This is a genomic window from Mycobacterium sp., assembly GCF_044342925.1.
In the GTDB taxonomy this organism is placed as follows: Bacteria; Actinomycetota; Actinomycetes; order Mycobacteriales; family Mycobacteriaceae; genus Mycobacterium.
On the sequence record NZ_JBIIOV010000075.1, the window covers coordinates 1 to 14833 of the forward strand.

At 67.2% G+C, this 14833-nt stretch carries 11 protein-coding genes and 1 pseudogene; 11 read left to right on the plus strand and 1 reads right to left on the minus strand.

Annotated features, from left to right (window positions below; all coding sequences use genetic code 11):
• The 7 genes and pseudogenes from rpoB to ADBZ6I_RS09720 all read left to right on the plus strand — a co-directional run.
• Positions 1-3177: DNA-directed RNA polymerase subunit beta (gene rpoB, locus ADBZ6I_RS09690; protein WP_526383218.1), on the plus strand; the 3177-nt coding region annotated here is incomplete at its 5' end.
• Between the two features lie 59 nt (positions 3178-3236).
• The gene (locus tag ADBZ6I_RS09695; RefSeq protein ID WP_526383220.1) at positions 3237-7199 is read left to right on the plus strand and encodes a DNA-directed RNA polymerase subunit beta'; all 3963 of its coding nucleotides are present in this window, start codon (positions 3237-3239) and stop codon (positions 7197-7199) included.
• A 324-nt stretch (positions 7200-7523) separates the two neighbouring features.
• Positions 7524-8273 carry a deoxyribonuclease IV gene (locus ADBZ6I_RS09700; protein WP_526383222.1) on the plus strand — a complete coding sequence of 250 codons (750 nt, stop codon included), beginning with the start codon at positions 7524-7526 and terminating at the stop codon, positions 8271-8273.
• 56 nt (positions 8274-8329) lie between these two features.
• Entirely contained in the window at positions 8330-9958 is a 1629-nt protein-coding gene (locus ADBZ6I_RS09705; protein ID WP_526383224.1) for an acyl-CoA dehydrogenase family protein, read from the plus strand.
• Positions 9955-10899, plus strand: coding sequence for an enoyl-CoA hydratase/isomerase family protein (locus tag ADBZ6I_RS09710; protein ID WP_526383226.1), 945 nt, complete (start codon positions 9955-9957; stop codon positions 10897-10899). The genes ADBZ6I_RS09705 and ADBZ6I_RS09710 overlap by 4 nt, the downstream gene beginning before the upstream one ends.
• A 1-nt stretch (position 10900) precedes the next feature.
• Positions 10901-11665 carry a PaaX domain-containing protein, C- domain protein gene (locus ADBZ6I_RS09715; protein ID WP_526383228.1) on the plus strand — a complete coding sequence of 255 codons (765 nt, stop codon included), beginning with the start codon at positions 10901-10903 and terminating at the stop codon, positions 11663-11665.
• Positions 11662-12350 (plus strand): annotated as a pseudogene (locus ADBZ6I_RS09720) (enoyl-CoA hydratase/isomerase family protein). Before ADBZ6I_RS09715 ends, ADBZ6I_RS09720 begins: the two are co-directional and overlap by 4 nt.
• Positions 12351-12362: 12 nt before the next feature.
• Here the strand turns inward: ADBZ6I_RS09720 and ADBZ6I_RS09725 are convergent.
• Entirely contained in the window at positions 12363-12755 is a 393-nt protein-coding gene (locus ADBZ6I_RS09725; protein ID WP_526383230.1) for a DUF3060 domain-containing protein, read from the minus strand.
• Positions 12756-12833: 78 nt separating this feature from the next.
• On the opposite strand from ADBZ6I_RS09725, the gene ADBZ6I_RS09730 reads away from it, so the two are divergent.
• The 4 genes from ADBZ6I_RS09730 to ADBZ6I_RS09745 all read left to right on the plus strand — a co-directional run.
• Complete coding sequence (locus ADBZ6I_RS09730; protein WP_526383232.1) at positions 12834-13484, plus strand: TetR/AcrR family transcriptional regulator; 651 nt, start codon at positions 12834-12836, stop codon at positions 13482-13484.
• A gap of 253 nt (positions 13485-13737) precedes the next feature.
• Entirely contained in the window at positions 13738-14112 is a 375-nt protein-coding gene (gene rpsL / locus ADBZ6I_RS09735) for a 30S ribosomal protein S12 (RefSeq protein ID WP_007767794.1), read from the plus strand.
• The gene (gene rpsG / locus ADBZ6I_RS09740) at positions 14112-14582 is read left to right on the plus strand and encodes a 30S ribosomal protein S7 (RefSeq protein WP_526383234.1); all 471 of its coding nucleotides are present in this window, start codon (positions 14112-14114) and stop codon (positions 14580-14582) included. The genes rpsL and rpsG overlap by 1 nt, the downstream gene beginning before the upstream one ends.
• Positions 14583-14650: 68 nt before the next feature.
• On the plus strand, positions 14651-14833 hold a 183-nt coding region (locus ADBZ6I_RS09745; protein ID WP_526383236.1), incomplete at its 3' end, for a GTP-binding protein.

Sequence of the window (14833 nt, forward strand, 5' to 3'; positions counted from 1 at the left end):
ATGACGTACGCGGCCCCGCTGTTCGTCACGGCCGAGTTCATCAACAACAACACCGGCGAGATCAAGAGCCAGACGGTCTTCATGGGCGACTTCCCGATGATGACCGAGAAGGGCACCTTCATCATCAACGGCACCGAGCGTGTCGTGGTCAGCCAGCTGGTCCGCTCACCCGGTGTGTACTTCGACGAGACCATCGACAAGTCCACCGAAAAGACGCTGCACAGCGTCAAGGTGATTCCCGGCCGCGGTGCGTGGCTGGAGTTCGACGTCGACAAGCGCGACACCGTCGGCGTCCGCATCGACCGCAAGCGCCGCCAGCCGGTCACCGTGCTACTCAAGGCGCTCGGCTGGACCAACGAGCAGATCCGGGAACGCTTCAGCTTCTCCGAGATCATGATGTCGACGCTGGAGAAGGACAACACCGCCGGCACCGACGAGGCGCTGCTGGACATCTACCGCAAGCTGCGCCCGGGCGAGCCGCCGACCAAGGAGTCGGCGCAGACTCTGCTGGAGAACCTGTTCTTCAAGGAGAAGCGTTACGACCTGGCCCGGGTGGGCCGCTACAAGGTGAACAAGAAGCTGGGCCTCAACGCCGGCAAGCCGATCACCAACTCGACGCTGACCGAAGAGGACATCGTCGCCACCATCGAGTACCTGGTGCGTCTGCACCTGGCTGCCGAGACCGGCATCGTCGAGACCATGACGGTTCCCGGCGGCGTCGAGGTTCCCGTCGAGGTCGACGACATCGACCACTTCGGTAACCGCCGGCTGCGCACCGTGGGCGAGCTGATCCAGAACCAGATCCGGGTCGGTCTGTCCCGGATGGAGCGCGTCGTCCGTGAGCGGATGACCACCCAGGACGTCGAGGCCATCACGCCGCAGACCCTGATCAACATCCGTCCCGTGGTGGCGGCGATCAAGGAGTTCTTCGGCACCAGTCAGCTGTCGCAGTTCATGGACCAGAACAACCCGCTCTCGGGCCTGACCCACAAGCGCCGCCTGTCGGCGCTGGGCCCCGGCGGTCTGTCCCGTGAGCGGGCCGGCCTGGAGGTGCGCGACGTGCACTCCAGCCACTACGGCCGGATGTGCCCGATCGAGACCCCGGAAGGCCCGAACATCGGCCTGATCGGATCGCTGTCGGTGTACGCGCGGGTCAACCCGTTCGGCTTCATCGAGACGCCTTATCGGAAGGTGGTCGACGGGGTCGTCACCGATGAGATCCACTACCTGACCGCCGACGAGGAGGACCGCCACGTCGTGGCGCAGGCCAACTCGCCGACCGATGCGGCAGGCAAGTTCACAGAGGCCCGTGTGTTGGTCCGCCGTAAGGGCGGCGAGGTCGAGAACGTGACCCCGGCCGAGGTCGACTTCATGGACGTCTCGCCGCGCCAGATGGTGTCGGTGGCCACGGCCATGATCCCGTTCCTCGAGCACGACGACGCCAACCGCGCCCTGATGGGCGCGAACATGCAGCGCCAGGCCGTTCCGCTGGTCCGCAGCGAGGCGCCGCTGGTCGGCACCGGCATGGAGCTTCGTGCCGCGATCGACGCCGGCGACGTGGTCGTGGCTGACAAAGCCGGTGTGGTGGAAGAGGTTTCGGCCGACTACATCACCGTGATGGCCGACGACGGCACCCGGCACAGCTACCGGATGCGCAAGTTCAACCGGTCCAACCACGGCACCTGTGCCAACCAGAAGCCGATCGTCGACTCCGGTCAGCGGGTGGAGGCCGGTCAGGTCATCGCCGACGGGCCGTGCACCGAGAACGGTGAGATGGCGCTGGGCAAGAACCTGCTCGTCGCCGTCATGCCGTGGGAGGGGCACAACTACGAGGACGCGATCATCCTCTCCAGCCGCCTGGTTGAGGAGGACGTGCTCACCTCGATTCACATCGAGGAGCACGAGATCGACGCCCGCGACACCAAGCTCGGTGCCGAGGAGATCACCCGGGACATCCCGAACGTCTCCGACGAGGTGCTCGCCGATCTCGACGAGCGTGGCATCGTGCGGATCGGCGCGGAGGTCCGGGACGGCGACATCCTGGTCGGCAAGGTCACCCCGAAGGGCGAGACCGAGCTGACCCCGGAGGAGCGGCTGCTTCGGGCGATCTTCGGTGAGAAGGCCCGCGAAGTGCGCGACACCTCGCTGAAGGTGCCGCACGGCGAGTCCGGCAAGGTCATCGGCATCCGGGTGTTCTCCCGCGAGGACGACGACGAGCTGCCCGCCGGCGTCAACGAGCTGGTGCGCGTCTACGTCGCGCAGAAGCGCAAGATCTCCGACGGCGACAAGCTGGCCGGCCGGCACGGCAACAAGGGCGTCATCGGCAAGATCCTGCCGATCGAGGACATGCCGTTCCTGCCGGACGGCACCCCGGTCGACATCATCCTGAACACCCACGGTGTTCCGCGACGGATGAACATCGGCCAGATCCTGGAGACCCACCTCGGGTGGATCGCCAAGACCGGCTGGAAGGTGCCCCAGGAAGGTGGAGTGTCGCCGGAGTGGGCCAAGAATCTGCCCGCCGATCTTCTCGAGGCGCCGGCCGACTCCATCGTCTCCACCCCGGTGTTCGACGGTGCCCGCGAGGACGAGCTGACGGGTCTGCTGAGCTCGACGCTGGCCAACCGTGACGGCGAGGTCATGGTCAACGCCGACGGCAAGGCCAACCTGTACGACGGCCGCAGCGGCGAACCGTTCCCGTACCCGGTGACGGTGGGCTACATGTACATCCTCAAGCTGCACCACCTGGTGGACGACAAGATCCACGCCCGTTCCACCGGGCCGTACTCCATGATCACCCAGCAGCCCCTGGGCGGTAAGGCGCAGTTCGGCGGCCAGCGGTTCGGCGAGATGGAGTGCTGGGCCATGCAGGCCTACGGTGCGGCCTACACGCTGCAGGAGCTCTTGACCATCAAGTCCGACGACACCGTCGGCCGGGTCAAGGTCTACGAGGCCATCGTCAAGGGCGAGAACATCCCCGAGCCGGGCATTCCGGAATCGTTCAAGGTGTTGCTCAAGGAGCTGCAGTCGCTGTGCCTCAACGTCGAGGTGCTCTCCAGCGACGGTGCGGCGATCGAGATGCGCGACGGTGACGACGAGGACCTTGAGCGGGCTGCCGCGAACCTCGGAATCAACCTGTCCCGCAACGAGTCCGCGTCCGTTGAGGATCTTGCTTGAGTTCCACGCGAACTCGTCCTTAGTTAGTTTTCTAGTCCCGCAAGGGGAAAGGGAGTTACGTGTTAGACGTCAACTTCTTCGATGAGCTCCGCATCGGCCTGGCCACCGCCGACGACATTCGTCAGTGGTCCTACGGCGAGGTCAAGAAGCCGGAGACCATCAACTACCGCACGCTCAAGCCCGAGAAGGACGGTCTGTTCTGCGAGAAGATCTTCGGGCCTACTCGCGACTGGGAGTGCTACTGCGGCAAGTACAAGCGAGTCCGCTTCAAGGGCATCATCTGTGAGCGCTGCGGCGTCGAGGTCACTCGCGCCAAGGTGCGCCGCGAGCGGATGGGCCACATCGAGCTGGCCGCGCCGGTCACCCACATCTGGTACTTCAAGGGTGTCCCGTCACGCCTCGGTTATCTGCTGGACCTGGCGCCGAAGGATCTCGAGAAGATCATCTACTTCGCCGCCTACGTCATCACCGCCGTCGACACCGAGATGCGTCACAACGAGCTCTCCACCCTCGAGGCCGAGATGGTCGTCGAGAAGAAGGCCGTCGAAGATCAGCGTGACAGCGACCTGGAGGCTCGTGCGCAGAAGCTCGAGGCCGACCTGGCCGAGTTGGAGAAGGAAGGCGCCAAGTCCGACGTGCGCCGCAAGGTCAAGGACGGCGGCGAGCGCGAGATGCGCCAGCTGCGCGACCGCGCCCAGCGCGAGCTGGACCGCCTCGACGAGATCTGGACCACCTTCACCAAGCTGTCGCGTACCCAGCTGATCGTCGACGAGAACCTCTACCGCGAGCTGCAGGACCGCTACGGCGAGTACTTCACCGGCTCGATGGGCGCCGAGGCGATCCAGCGGCTGATCCAGGACTTCGACATCGACGCCGAGGCGGAGTTGCTGCGCGAGGTCATCCGCAGCGGCAAGGGCCAGAAGAAGCTGCGCGCGCTCAAGCGACTGAAGGTCGTCGCGGCCTTCCAGCAGTCCGGCAACTCGCCGATGGGCATGGTCCTCGACGCGGTGCCGGTGATCCCGCCGGAGCTGCGCCCGATGGTTCAGCTCGACGGTGGCCGGTTCGCCACCTCCGACCTCAACGACCTGTACCGCCGCGTGATCAACCGCAACAACCGGTTGAAGCGACTGATCGACCTCGGTGCGCCCGAGATCATCGTCAACAACGAGAAGCGCATGCTTCAGGAGTCGGTGGACGCGCTGTTCGACAACGGCCGGCGCGGCCGGCCGGTCACCGGCCCGGGCAACCGCCCGCTGAAGTCGCTGTCGGATCTGCTCAAGGGCAAGCAGGGCCGGTTCCGCCAGAACCTGCTCGGCAAGCGCGTGGACTACTCCGGCCGTTCGGTCATCGTGGTCGGCCCGCAGCTCAAGCTGCACCAGTGCGGCCTGCCCAAGCTGATGGCCCTGGAGCTGTTCAAGCCGTTCGTGATGAAGCGTCTGGTGGACCTCAACCACGCGCAGAACATCAAGAGCGCCAAGCGGATGGTGGAGCGTCAGCGCCCGCAGGTGTGGGACGTGCTCGAAGAGGTCATCTCCGAGCATCCGGTGCTGCTGAACCGCGCACCCACCCTGCACCGTCTGGGTATCCAGGCGTTCGAGCCGCAGCTGGTCGAAGGCAAGGCGATTCAGCTGCACCCGCTGGTGTGTGAGGCCTTCAACGCCGACTTCGACGGCGACCAGATGGCCGTGCACCTGCCGCTGAGCGCGGAGGCTCAGGCCGAGGCCCGCATCCTGATGCTGTCGAGCAACAACATCCTGTCGCCGGCGTCGGGCAAGCCGCTGGCCATGCCGCGTCTGGACATGGTCACCGGGCTGTACTTCCTGACCACCCACATCTCCGGTGACACGGGCGAGTACACGCCGCCGGCCAAGGACACTCCGGAGAGCGGCGTGTACAGCTCGCCGGCCGAGGCCATCATGGCGATGGACCGCGGCTCGCTAAGCCCGCGGGCGCAGATCAAGGTGCGGCTGACCCAGCTCCGTCCTCCGCACGAGGTGGAGACCGAGATGTTCGGCGAGAACGGCTGGCGTCCGGGCAATGCCTGGATCTGCGAGACGACGCTGGGCCGGGTGCTCTTCAACGAGCTTCTGCCGCAGGGCTATCCGTTCGTCAACAAGCAGATGCACAAGAAGGAGCAGGCCAAGATCATCAACGATCTGGCTGAGCGCTACCCGATGATCGTCGTCGCGCAGACCGTCGACAAGCTCAAGGATGCCGGCTTCTACTGGGCCACTCGCTCGGGTGTCACCGTCTCGATGGCCGACGTGCTGGTGCTCCCGGAGAAGCAGGAGATCCTGGAGCGCTACGAGCGGGAAGCCGACGGGATCGAGAAGAAGTACCAGCGCGGTGCGCTGAACCACCAGGAGCGCAACGACGCGCTCGTGGAACTGTGGAAGAAGGCCACCGAGGAGGTGGGCGACGCGCTGCGTGCCCACTACCCCGCGGACAACCCGATCATCACGATCGTGGAATCGGGCGCCACCGGCAACTTCACCCAGACCCGCACGCTGGCCGGCATGAAGGGCCTGGTGACCAACCCGAAGGGTGAGTTCATCCCGCGTCCGATCAAGTCCTCCTTCCGTGAGGGCCTGACCGTGCTGGAGTACTTCATCAACACCCACGGCGCCCGAAAGGGTCTGGCGGACACCGCTCTTCGCACCGCGGACTCGGGTTACCTGACCCGTCGTCTGGTGGACGTCTCCCAGGACGTCATCGTTCGCGAGCACGACTGCGGCACCGAGCGGGGCATCGTCGTGGATTTGGCGGAGCGCCAGACTGGTCCCGACGGCACGGCGACCCTGATCCGGGATCCGTTCGTCGAGACCTCGGCGTACGCCCGCACGCTGGCCGCCGACGCGGTCGACGGAGGCGGAACCGTGGTCGTCGAGCGCGGCCACGACTTGGGCGACCCGGCGATCGACGCGGCCCTGGAGGCCGGCATCACGCAGGTCAAGGTCCGGTCGGTGCTCACCTGCACCAGCGCTTCCGGTGTCTGCGCGATGTGTTACGGCCGCTCGATGGCCACCGGCAAGCTGGTCGACATCGGTGAGGCGGTCGGCATCGTCGCCGCGCAGTCCATCGGTGAGCCCGGCACCCAGCTGACCATGCGCACCTTCCACCAGGGCGGCGTCGGTGAGGACATCACCGGCGGTCTGCCGCGCGTGCAGGAGCTGTTCGAGGCCCGCGTCCCGCGTGGCAAGGCCCCGATCGCCGAGGTCGCCGGCCGTGTTCGCCTGGAGGACACCGACAAGTTCTACAAGATCACCATCGTTCCCGATGACGGGGGCGAGGAGGTCGTGTACGACAAGCTCTCCAAGCGTCAGCGGCTGCGCGTGTTCAAGCACGACGACGGCACCGAGCGTCTGCTCGCCGACGGCGACCACGTCGTGGTCGGCCAGCAGCTCATGGAAGGCTCGGCCGATCCGCACGAGGTGCTCCGCGTCGAGGGCCCGCGCAAGGTGCAGATCCACCTGGTCAAGGAAGTCCAGGAGGTCTACCGGGCCCAGGGCGTGTCGATCCACGACAAGCACATCGAGGTCATCATCCGGCAGATGCTGCGCCGGGTGACGATCATCGACTCGGGTGCCACGGAGTTCCTGCCCGGTTCGCTCACCGAGCGTGCTGAGTTCGAGGCGGCGAACCGCCGGGTGGTCGCCGAGGGCGGCGAACCGGCGGCTGGCCGGCCGGTGCTGATGGGCATCACCAAGGCATCGCTGGCCACCGACTCGTGGCTGTCGGCGGCGTCGTTCCAGGAGACCACCAGGGTGCTGACCGACGCGGCGATCAACTGCCGCAGCGACAAGCTCCTGGGCCTGAAGGAGAACGTCATCATCGGCAAGCTGATCCCCGCCGGCACCGGTATCAACCGGTACCGCAACATCCAGGTCCAGCCCACCGAGGAGGCCCGGGCCGCGGCGTACACGATCCCGTCCTACGAGGATCAGTACTACAGCCCCGACTTCGGTCAGGCCACCGGTCCCGCCGTCCCGCTGGACGACTACGGGTACAGCGACTACCGGTAAGCGCTTCGCGAAAAAGCCCCTCGCCTACGGGTGGGGGGCTTTTTCGTGCGGTGAGCAGACGCAAACTCGCACTGGCGCGGGTGTTTCCATGCGAGTTTGCGTCTGTTCGCGGTTATCAACACGGTGAAGTGCGTGTGTGGTGACGCTTTTGCAGGCTGCCCTGGTGAATTCCGAAGTGTTGGCGATGCTCGAACGGCAAAAGCTTGCGACGACCGGGCAACTGCTCACCGTGATGACTCGTCAGCAGTTGGATGTGCAAGTCCGCAAGGGTGGACTGACTTTCGTCTGCTCGCCGCGCCGTGGGAGGGGCCTAGACTGTCCGACGTGCTCATCGGTTCCCACGTCCGCAGTGACAACCCGCTGGCCGGCGCGCTGGAGGACGAGGCCGACGCCGTGCAGTTCTTTCTCGGCGACCCGCAGGGCTGGAAGAAGCCGCCGCCGCGGGAGGACGCCGATCTGCTGCGCCGTTCGCCGATCCCGATTTACGTGCACGCGCCGTACCTGATCAACGTCGCGTCGGCGAACAACAAGATCCGCATCCCATCACGAAAGATCCTGCAGGACACCTGCGACGGGGCGGCCGCGATCAACGCGACCGCGGTGATCGTCCACGGCGGCCACGCCGATGACAAGGACATCGCCGCCGGCATCGAGCGGTGGGAAAAGGCGCTCAAGGCGCTCAAGACCGACGTGCCGGTGTATCTTGAGAACACCGCCGGTGGCACCCACGCGATGGCCCGCCACTTCGACGTCATCGCCCGGCTGTGGGACCGCATCGGCGACATGGGTATCGGGTTCTGCCTGGACACCTGCCACGCCTGGGCGGCCGGCGAGGAATTGATCGACTCGGTGGAACGCATCCTGGCGATCACCGGCCGCATCGACCTGGTGCACTGCAACGACTCCCGCGACGCTGCCGGTTCCGGCGCTGACCGGCACGCCAACTTCGGCACCGGCCAGATCGACCCGGAGTTGCTGGTGGCGGTGGTCAAAGCGGCGGACGCCCCGGTGATCATCGAGACCGCCGACGAAGGCCGCCGCAACGACATCGCCTTTCTGCGGGACAACCTCTAACGAGTTGGCGCATTACGCATCTTGTGCGGTTGTCGAAAATATGTAACATGATCGGCATGCCGGACACCCATGTCGTGACCAATCAGGTCCCCCCGCTCGTCGACCACAATCCCGCCGACTCCCCGGTGCTGATGGAAGCCCTGATCCGCGAGGGCGGCCAGTGGGGTGTCGACGAGGTCACCGAGCTGGGCGCGTTGTCCGGCAGCGCGACCGCCCAGCGCTGGGGTGAACTGGCCGACCGCAACGTGCCGATCCTGCACACCCACGACCGCTACGGCCACCGGGTCGACGAGATCGAGTACGACCCGGCTTACCACGAACTGATGCGCACCGCGATCGCCCACGGCCTGCACGGCGCCCCGTGGGCCGACGACCGGCCCGGCGCGCACGTGGTGCGTGCGGCGAAGATGAGCGTCTGGACGCCCGAGCCGGGCCACGTCTGCCCGATCTCGATGACCTACGCCGTCGTCCCGGCGCTGCGGCACAATCCGGAACTGGCTGCGATCTACGAGCCGCTGCTCACCAGCCGTGAGTACGACCCCGAGCTGAAAGTTCCCACCACCAAGGCGGGCATCACCGCCGGCATGTCGATGACCGAGAAGCAGGGCGGCTCCGACGTGCGGGCCGGCACCACCAGCGCGGTGCGCAGCGGCGACGGCAGCTACACGCTGACCGGACACAAGTGGTTCACCTCGGCGGCGATGGGCGATGTCTTCCTGGTGCTGGCGCAGGCGCCGGCCGGGCTGAGCTGCTTCATGCTGCCGCGGGTGCTGCCCGACGGCACCCGCAACCGGATGATCATCGCGCGCCTCAAAGACAAGCTCGGTAACCACGCCAACGCCTCCAGCGAGATCGAGTATGACGGCGCCACTGCCTGGCTGGTCGGTGAGGAGGGCCGCGGCGTGCCGACCATCATCGAGATGGTCAACCTCACCCGGCTGGACTGCACCCTGGGCAGCGCCACCAGCATGCGCGAGGGCCTCATCCGGGCCGTCCATCACGTGCAGCATCGAAAGGCGTTCGGCGCCTACCTGATCGACCAGCCGCTCATGCGCAACGTCATCGCCGACCTTGCCGTGGAGGCCGAGGCGGCCACCATCGTCGCCATGCGGATGGCCGGCGCCACCGACGCCGCAACTCGCGGTGACGAACGCGAGACGCTGCTGCGCCGTATCGGCCTGGCCGCCTCCAAGTACTGGGTGTGCAAGCGGGCCACCCCGCACGCTGCCGAAGCCATGGAGTGCCTGGGCGGCAACGGCTACGCCGAGGAATCCGGAATGCCCCGGCTCTACCGAGAGGCCCCGCTGATGGGCATCTGGGAGGGCTCCGGCAACGTCAGCGCGCTCGATGCGTTGCGCGCAATGGCAACCCGCCCGGAGTGCATCGAGGTGCTGTTCGACGAACTGGCGACCACTGCCGGGCAGGACGCTCGCCTGGACGCCCACGTCGACGGCCTGCGGGCCGACCTGGGCGACCTGGAGACTATCCAGTACCGCGCCCGCAAGGTCGCCGAGGACATCAGCCTGGCGCTGCAGGGATCGCTGCTGGTGCGGCACGGCCACCCCGCTGTCACCGACGCGTTCCTGGCGACCCGGATGGCCGGCAACTGGGGTGGCGCCTTCGGCACCCTTCCGGCCGGGCTGGACCTCGGCCCCATCATCGAGCGGGCGCTGGTCAAGGGGTGACCGGCGCCGACGGCCTCACGACGATGACCTACGAGGTCACCGATCGGGTCGCCCGGATCACCTTCAACCGCCCCGAGAAGGGCAACGCGATCGTCGCGGCCACCCCGGTGGAACTCGCCGCCTGTGTGGAGCGTGCCGACCTGGACCCGGCCGTGCACGTGATTCTGGTGTCCGGCCGCGGGGCGGGGTTCTGCGCCGGGTTCGACCTGAGCGCCTATGCAGAAGGGTCCGGCTCGGCCGGGGGAGAGGACCGCGCCGGCACCGTGCTCGACGGCCACACCCAGGCGATCAACCACCTGCCTGATCAGCCGTGGGACCCGATGATCGACTACCAGATGATGAGCCGGTTCGTGCGCGGCTTCGCCAGCCTGATGCACGCCGACAAGCCCACGGTGGTCAAGATCCACGGCTATTGCGTGGCCGGCGGCACCGACATCGCCCTGCACGCCGACCAGGTGATCGCCGCCGCCGACGCCAAGATCGGCTACCCACCGATGCGGGTCTGGGGAGTTCCGGCGGCCGGGCTGTGGGCGCACCGCCTCGGCGACCAGCGGGCCAAACGCCTGCTGTTCACCGGGGATTGCATCACCGGGGCGCAGGCCGCCGAATGGGGGCTGGCCGTGGAGGCGCCCCAGGCTGAGGATCTCGACGAACGCACCGAGCGACTCGTCGAGCGCATCGCGGCCATGCCGGTCAATCAGCTCATCATGGCGAAGCTGGCGCTCAACACCGCCCTGTACCAACAGGGTGTGGTGACCAGCCGCATGGTCAGCACGGTGTTCGACGGCATCGCCCGCCACACCCCCGAGGGGCACGCCTTCGTCGCCGACGCCCGCGAACACGGGTTCCGCGAAGCCGTCCGGCACCGCGACGAGCCGTACGGCGACTACGGGAGAAAAGCCTCCGGAGTCGGCGAGGGCCGCAAAGCCTCCGGCGCCTGACATGCCGCAGCCCCGGATGACGGCCCGCTCGGTGGTGCTCTCGGTGCTGCTCGGCGCGCATCCGGCCTGGGCCACCACCGCCGAGTTGCTGTGGCTCACCGAGGATTTCGGCATCAAGGACACGACGCTGCGGGTCGCGCTGACCCGGATGGTCAGTGCCGGGGATCTGGTGCGCTCCGACGACGGTTATCGGCTCTCTGAACGGCTGCTGGCCCGGCAGCGCCGTCAGGACGCCGCGCTGCACCCGGTAACCCGGGACTGGGACGGCACTTGGCTGACCGCCGTGGTGACCGCGGTGGGCACTGACGCGCGGGCCCGCGCCGGGCTACGAATCACGTTGCAGCACAGCCGGTTCGCCGAACTTCGGGAAGGGCTGTGGTTGCGACCGGACAATCTGGCCGGCGCGCTGCCTGCTGAGGTACTCGGCCGAGTCCGGGTGCTGCGTGCCGTCGACGACACTCCGGCCGAGTTGGCGTCGACGCTCTGGGACCTGTCCGGCTGGTCGCAGACCGGGCATCGTCTGCTCGACGAGATGGCCACGGCGGCCGGCATTCCCGCTCGGTTCACCGTCGCCGCGGCGATCGTGCGCCACCTGCTCACCGACCCGGTGCTGCCCCCCGAACTGCTGCCCGCCGGCTGGCCGGCCGGCCGGCTGCGCGCCGCCTACGCCGACTTCGCCGCGGAGCTGTTGGCCCGCCGCGACGTCCGTCAACTCATGGAGCCCGATGAGCGAAGCGAAGAGGGTAAATTGATGGAGGTCGAATGAGCGTTCACGTCGTCCGCAACGGGCCGGTGACCACCGTCATCCTGGACCGTCCGCATGCCCGCAACGCTGTCGACGGCCCGACCGCGCTGGCGCTGTACGACGCTTTCGCCGAATTCGATCGCGACGACTCAGCCTCGGTAGCGGTGCTATGGGGCGACCATGGCACGTTCTGCGCCGGAGCCGATCTGAAGGCCATCGGCACACCGAACTCCAACCCCACCCATCGCCCTAGGGCTGGATCTGATGTTGCCGGCCCAGCGGCTCCGACCTGCGGGTGGCCGACGAAGACGCCGTCTTCGGTGTGTTCTGCCGACGCTGGGGAGTGCCGCTGATCGACGGCGGCACCGTGCGCCTGCCTCGCCTGATCGGGCACAGCCGGGCGATGGACATGATCCTCACCGGCCGCGCGGTCGGCGCGCCGGAGGCGCTACAGATGGGTCTGGTCAACCGGGTGGTTCCCACCGGGCAGTCCAGGCAGGCCGCCGAGGAACTCGCGGCCGACCTGGCGCGACTGCCGCAGGGCTGTCTGCGCTCCGACCGGCTCTCCGCGCTGCACCAGTGGGGCCGCACCGAGGCCGAGGCCATCGACGTCGAATTCGGCAGCCTGTCCCGGGTGGCCGCGGAGTCGATCGAAGGCGCCAGGCGGTTCTCCGGCGGCGCCGGCCGGCACGGCGAGCCGGCCTGAGCCAAGTCAGCCCTAACCCTGGTTGACCCGGTTGCCCGTTCCGGAGTCGTTGACGTCGGGATCGCCGTCGTGATAGGTCACCGTGTTGTTGAGACCGACGACGGCCAGTTCGCCGTCGACGCGCGCGATGGTGATGGCGTTGTCGGCGCCGCCGACGCTCACCGAGGCGCAGGTGCCCCGGACCGTCAGGGTGTTGTTCGAACCGCCGACATTCAGTGACTTGCCCTGCCCGCAGTCGATGTCGGCCTTGGTGCCGAACGAGCCGTAGTTGATGGTGCTGCCCACTTCGATCGGCTGGCCGCCGCGGTCGCCGTCCGAGCCGTCCGAGCCGCAGCCGGCGATGGCAAGCACCGTTGCGAGTACGGCCGACAACGCGGGGGAGCGCGCGCGCAGTGGATCGGGCATCAGAGACCTTCTTACCTTGCGCAGGGACGCCCCGCGGTGGCACTAGAGTTTCTGCCGGTCGAGACGTAAGGAATCACCATGACATCCCGGGCCCCGTCGCCCAAACCCAAGTCGCCCAAGCTCAGTCGTGACGCGATCGTCAGCGCAGCCCTGACGTTCCTGGACCGGGAGGGCTGGGACGCGTTGACCATCAACGCGCTGGCGACGCAGCTCGGCACCAAAGGCCCGTCGTTGTACAACCACGTCGACAGCCTCGACGACCTGCGCCGGACCGTGCGGATGCGGGTGATCGACGACATCCTGCAGATGCTCAGCACGGTCGCGGCCGGCCGCACCCGCGACGACGCCGTCATGGCGATGGCCAGCGCCTACCGCAGCTATGCCCACCACCACCCCGGCCGCTACTCCGCGTTCACCCGGATGCCGCTGGGCGGGGACGACCCCGAATTCACCACCGCCTCGCACGCAGCGGCCGCACCGGTGATCGACGTGTTGGCCTCCTACGGCCTCGACGGCCTGGACGCCTTCTACGCCGCGCTGGAGTTCTGGGCCGCGCTGCACGGGTTCGTCCTGCTGGAGATGACCGGGGTGATGCAGTCGGGTGTGATGGGCCCCGGCGAGAACGCCGGTGTGGACACCGACGCCGTCTTCACCGACATGGTGCTGCGGCTGGCGACCGGCATGGCCCACCGCGACGGTCGGCCCGGCAGCCAGACTGGTGCGGTCTGACCTGCGGCGGCGGCCTGGCAAAGCGGTTTTGGTGGTGATCGCCCGTCCTGGTATCGTCAAAGGCCGTGCCTGGCCGACAGGCGCATAATGGCGTGCCCGTCGGGCCACTTTGCATGTCGTGAAGCATCGGGAAATGCAGGTTTCCGGGTTGTTCGATGCGTGCGACACGCCCGGATGCGGGGTAAGCAACCGGGCCAAAACAGCAGTACAGAGACGTGAAGCAAGCCGAAGAAGAGATGAGAGAAAGCCGGTAATGCCAACCATTCAGCAGCTGGTCCGCAAGGGTCGCCGCGACAAGGTCGCCAAGGTGAAGACCGCGGCCCTCAAGGGCAGCCCGCAGCGCCGCGGAGTGTGCACCCGCGTGTACACCACCACTCCGAAGAAGCCGAACTCGGCGCTTCGCAAAGTCGCGCGCGTCAAGCTCACCAGCCAGGTGGAGGTCACCGCCTACATCCCCGGTGAGGGCCACAATCTCCAGGAGCACTCGATGGTGCTGGTCCGCGGCGGTCGTGTGAAGGACCTGCCCGGCGTTCGCTACAAGATCATCCGCGGCTCGCTGGACACCCAGGGTGTCAAGAACCGCAAGCAGGCCCGCAGCCGTTACGGCGCGAAGAAGGAGAAGAGCTAATGCCACGCAAGGGACCCGCTCCTAAGCGTCCGCTCGTCAACGACCCGGTGTACGGGTCGCAGCTGGTCACCCAGCTGGTGAACAAGGTGCTGCTGGACGGCAAGAAGTCCGTTGCCGAGCGCATCGTGTACGGAGCGCTGGAGCAGGCGCGCGACAAGACCGGCACCGACCCGGTCGTCACGCTCAAGCGTGCGATGGACAACGTCAAGCCCAGTCTCGAGGTCCGCAGCCGCCGTGTCGGTGGCGCGACCTACCAGGTGCCCGTCGAGGTTCGTCCGGAGCGGTCCACCACCCTGGCGCTGCGCTGGCTGGTCAGCTTCTCCAAGGCTCGCCGCGAGAAGACCATGATCGAGCGGCTGGCCAATGAGATCCTCGACGCCAGCAATGGCCTGGGTGCCGCCGTGAAACGGCGTGAGGACACCCACAAGATGGCCGAGGCCAACCGGGCCTTCGCGCACTACCGCTGGTGACACCGGCCCGCTGACGCGGGCCCAACGAAGACAGCCATAACCACAATCGAAAGAGTTGGGAAGTTTCTGTGGCACAGGACGTGCTGACCGACCTCAACAAGGTCCGCAACATCGGCATCATGGCGCACATCGACGCCGGCAAGACCACCACGACCGAGCGCATCCTCTTCTACACCGGCATCAGCTACAAGATCGGTGAGGTGCACGACGGCGCCGCCACGATGGACTGGATGGAGCAGGAGCAGGAGCGC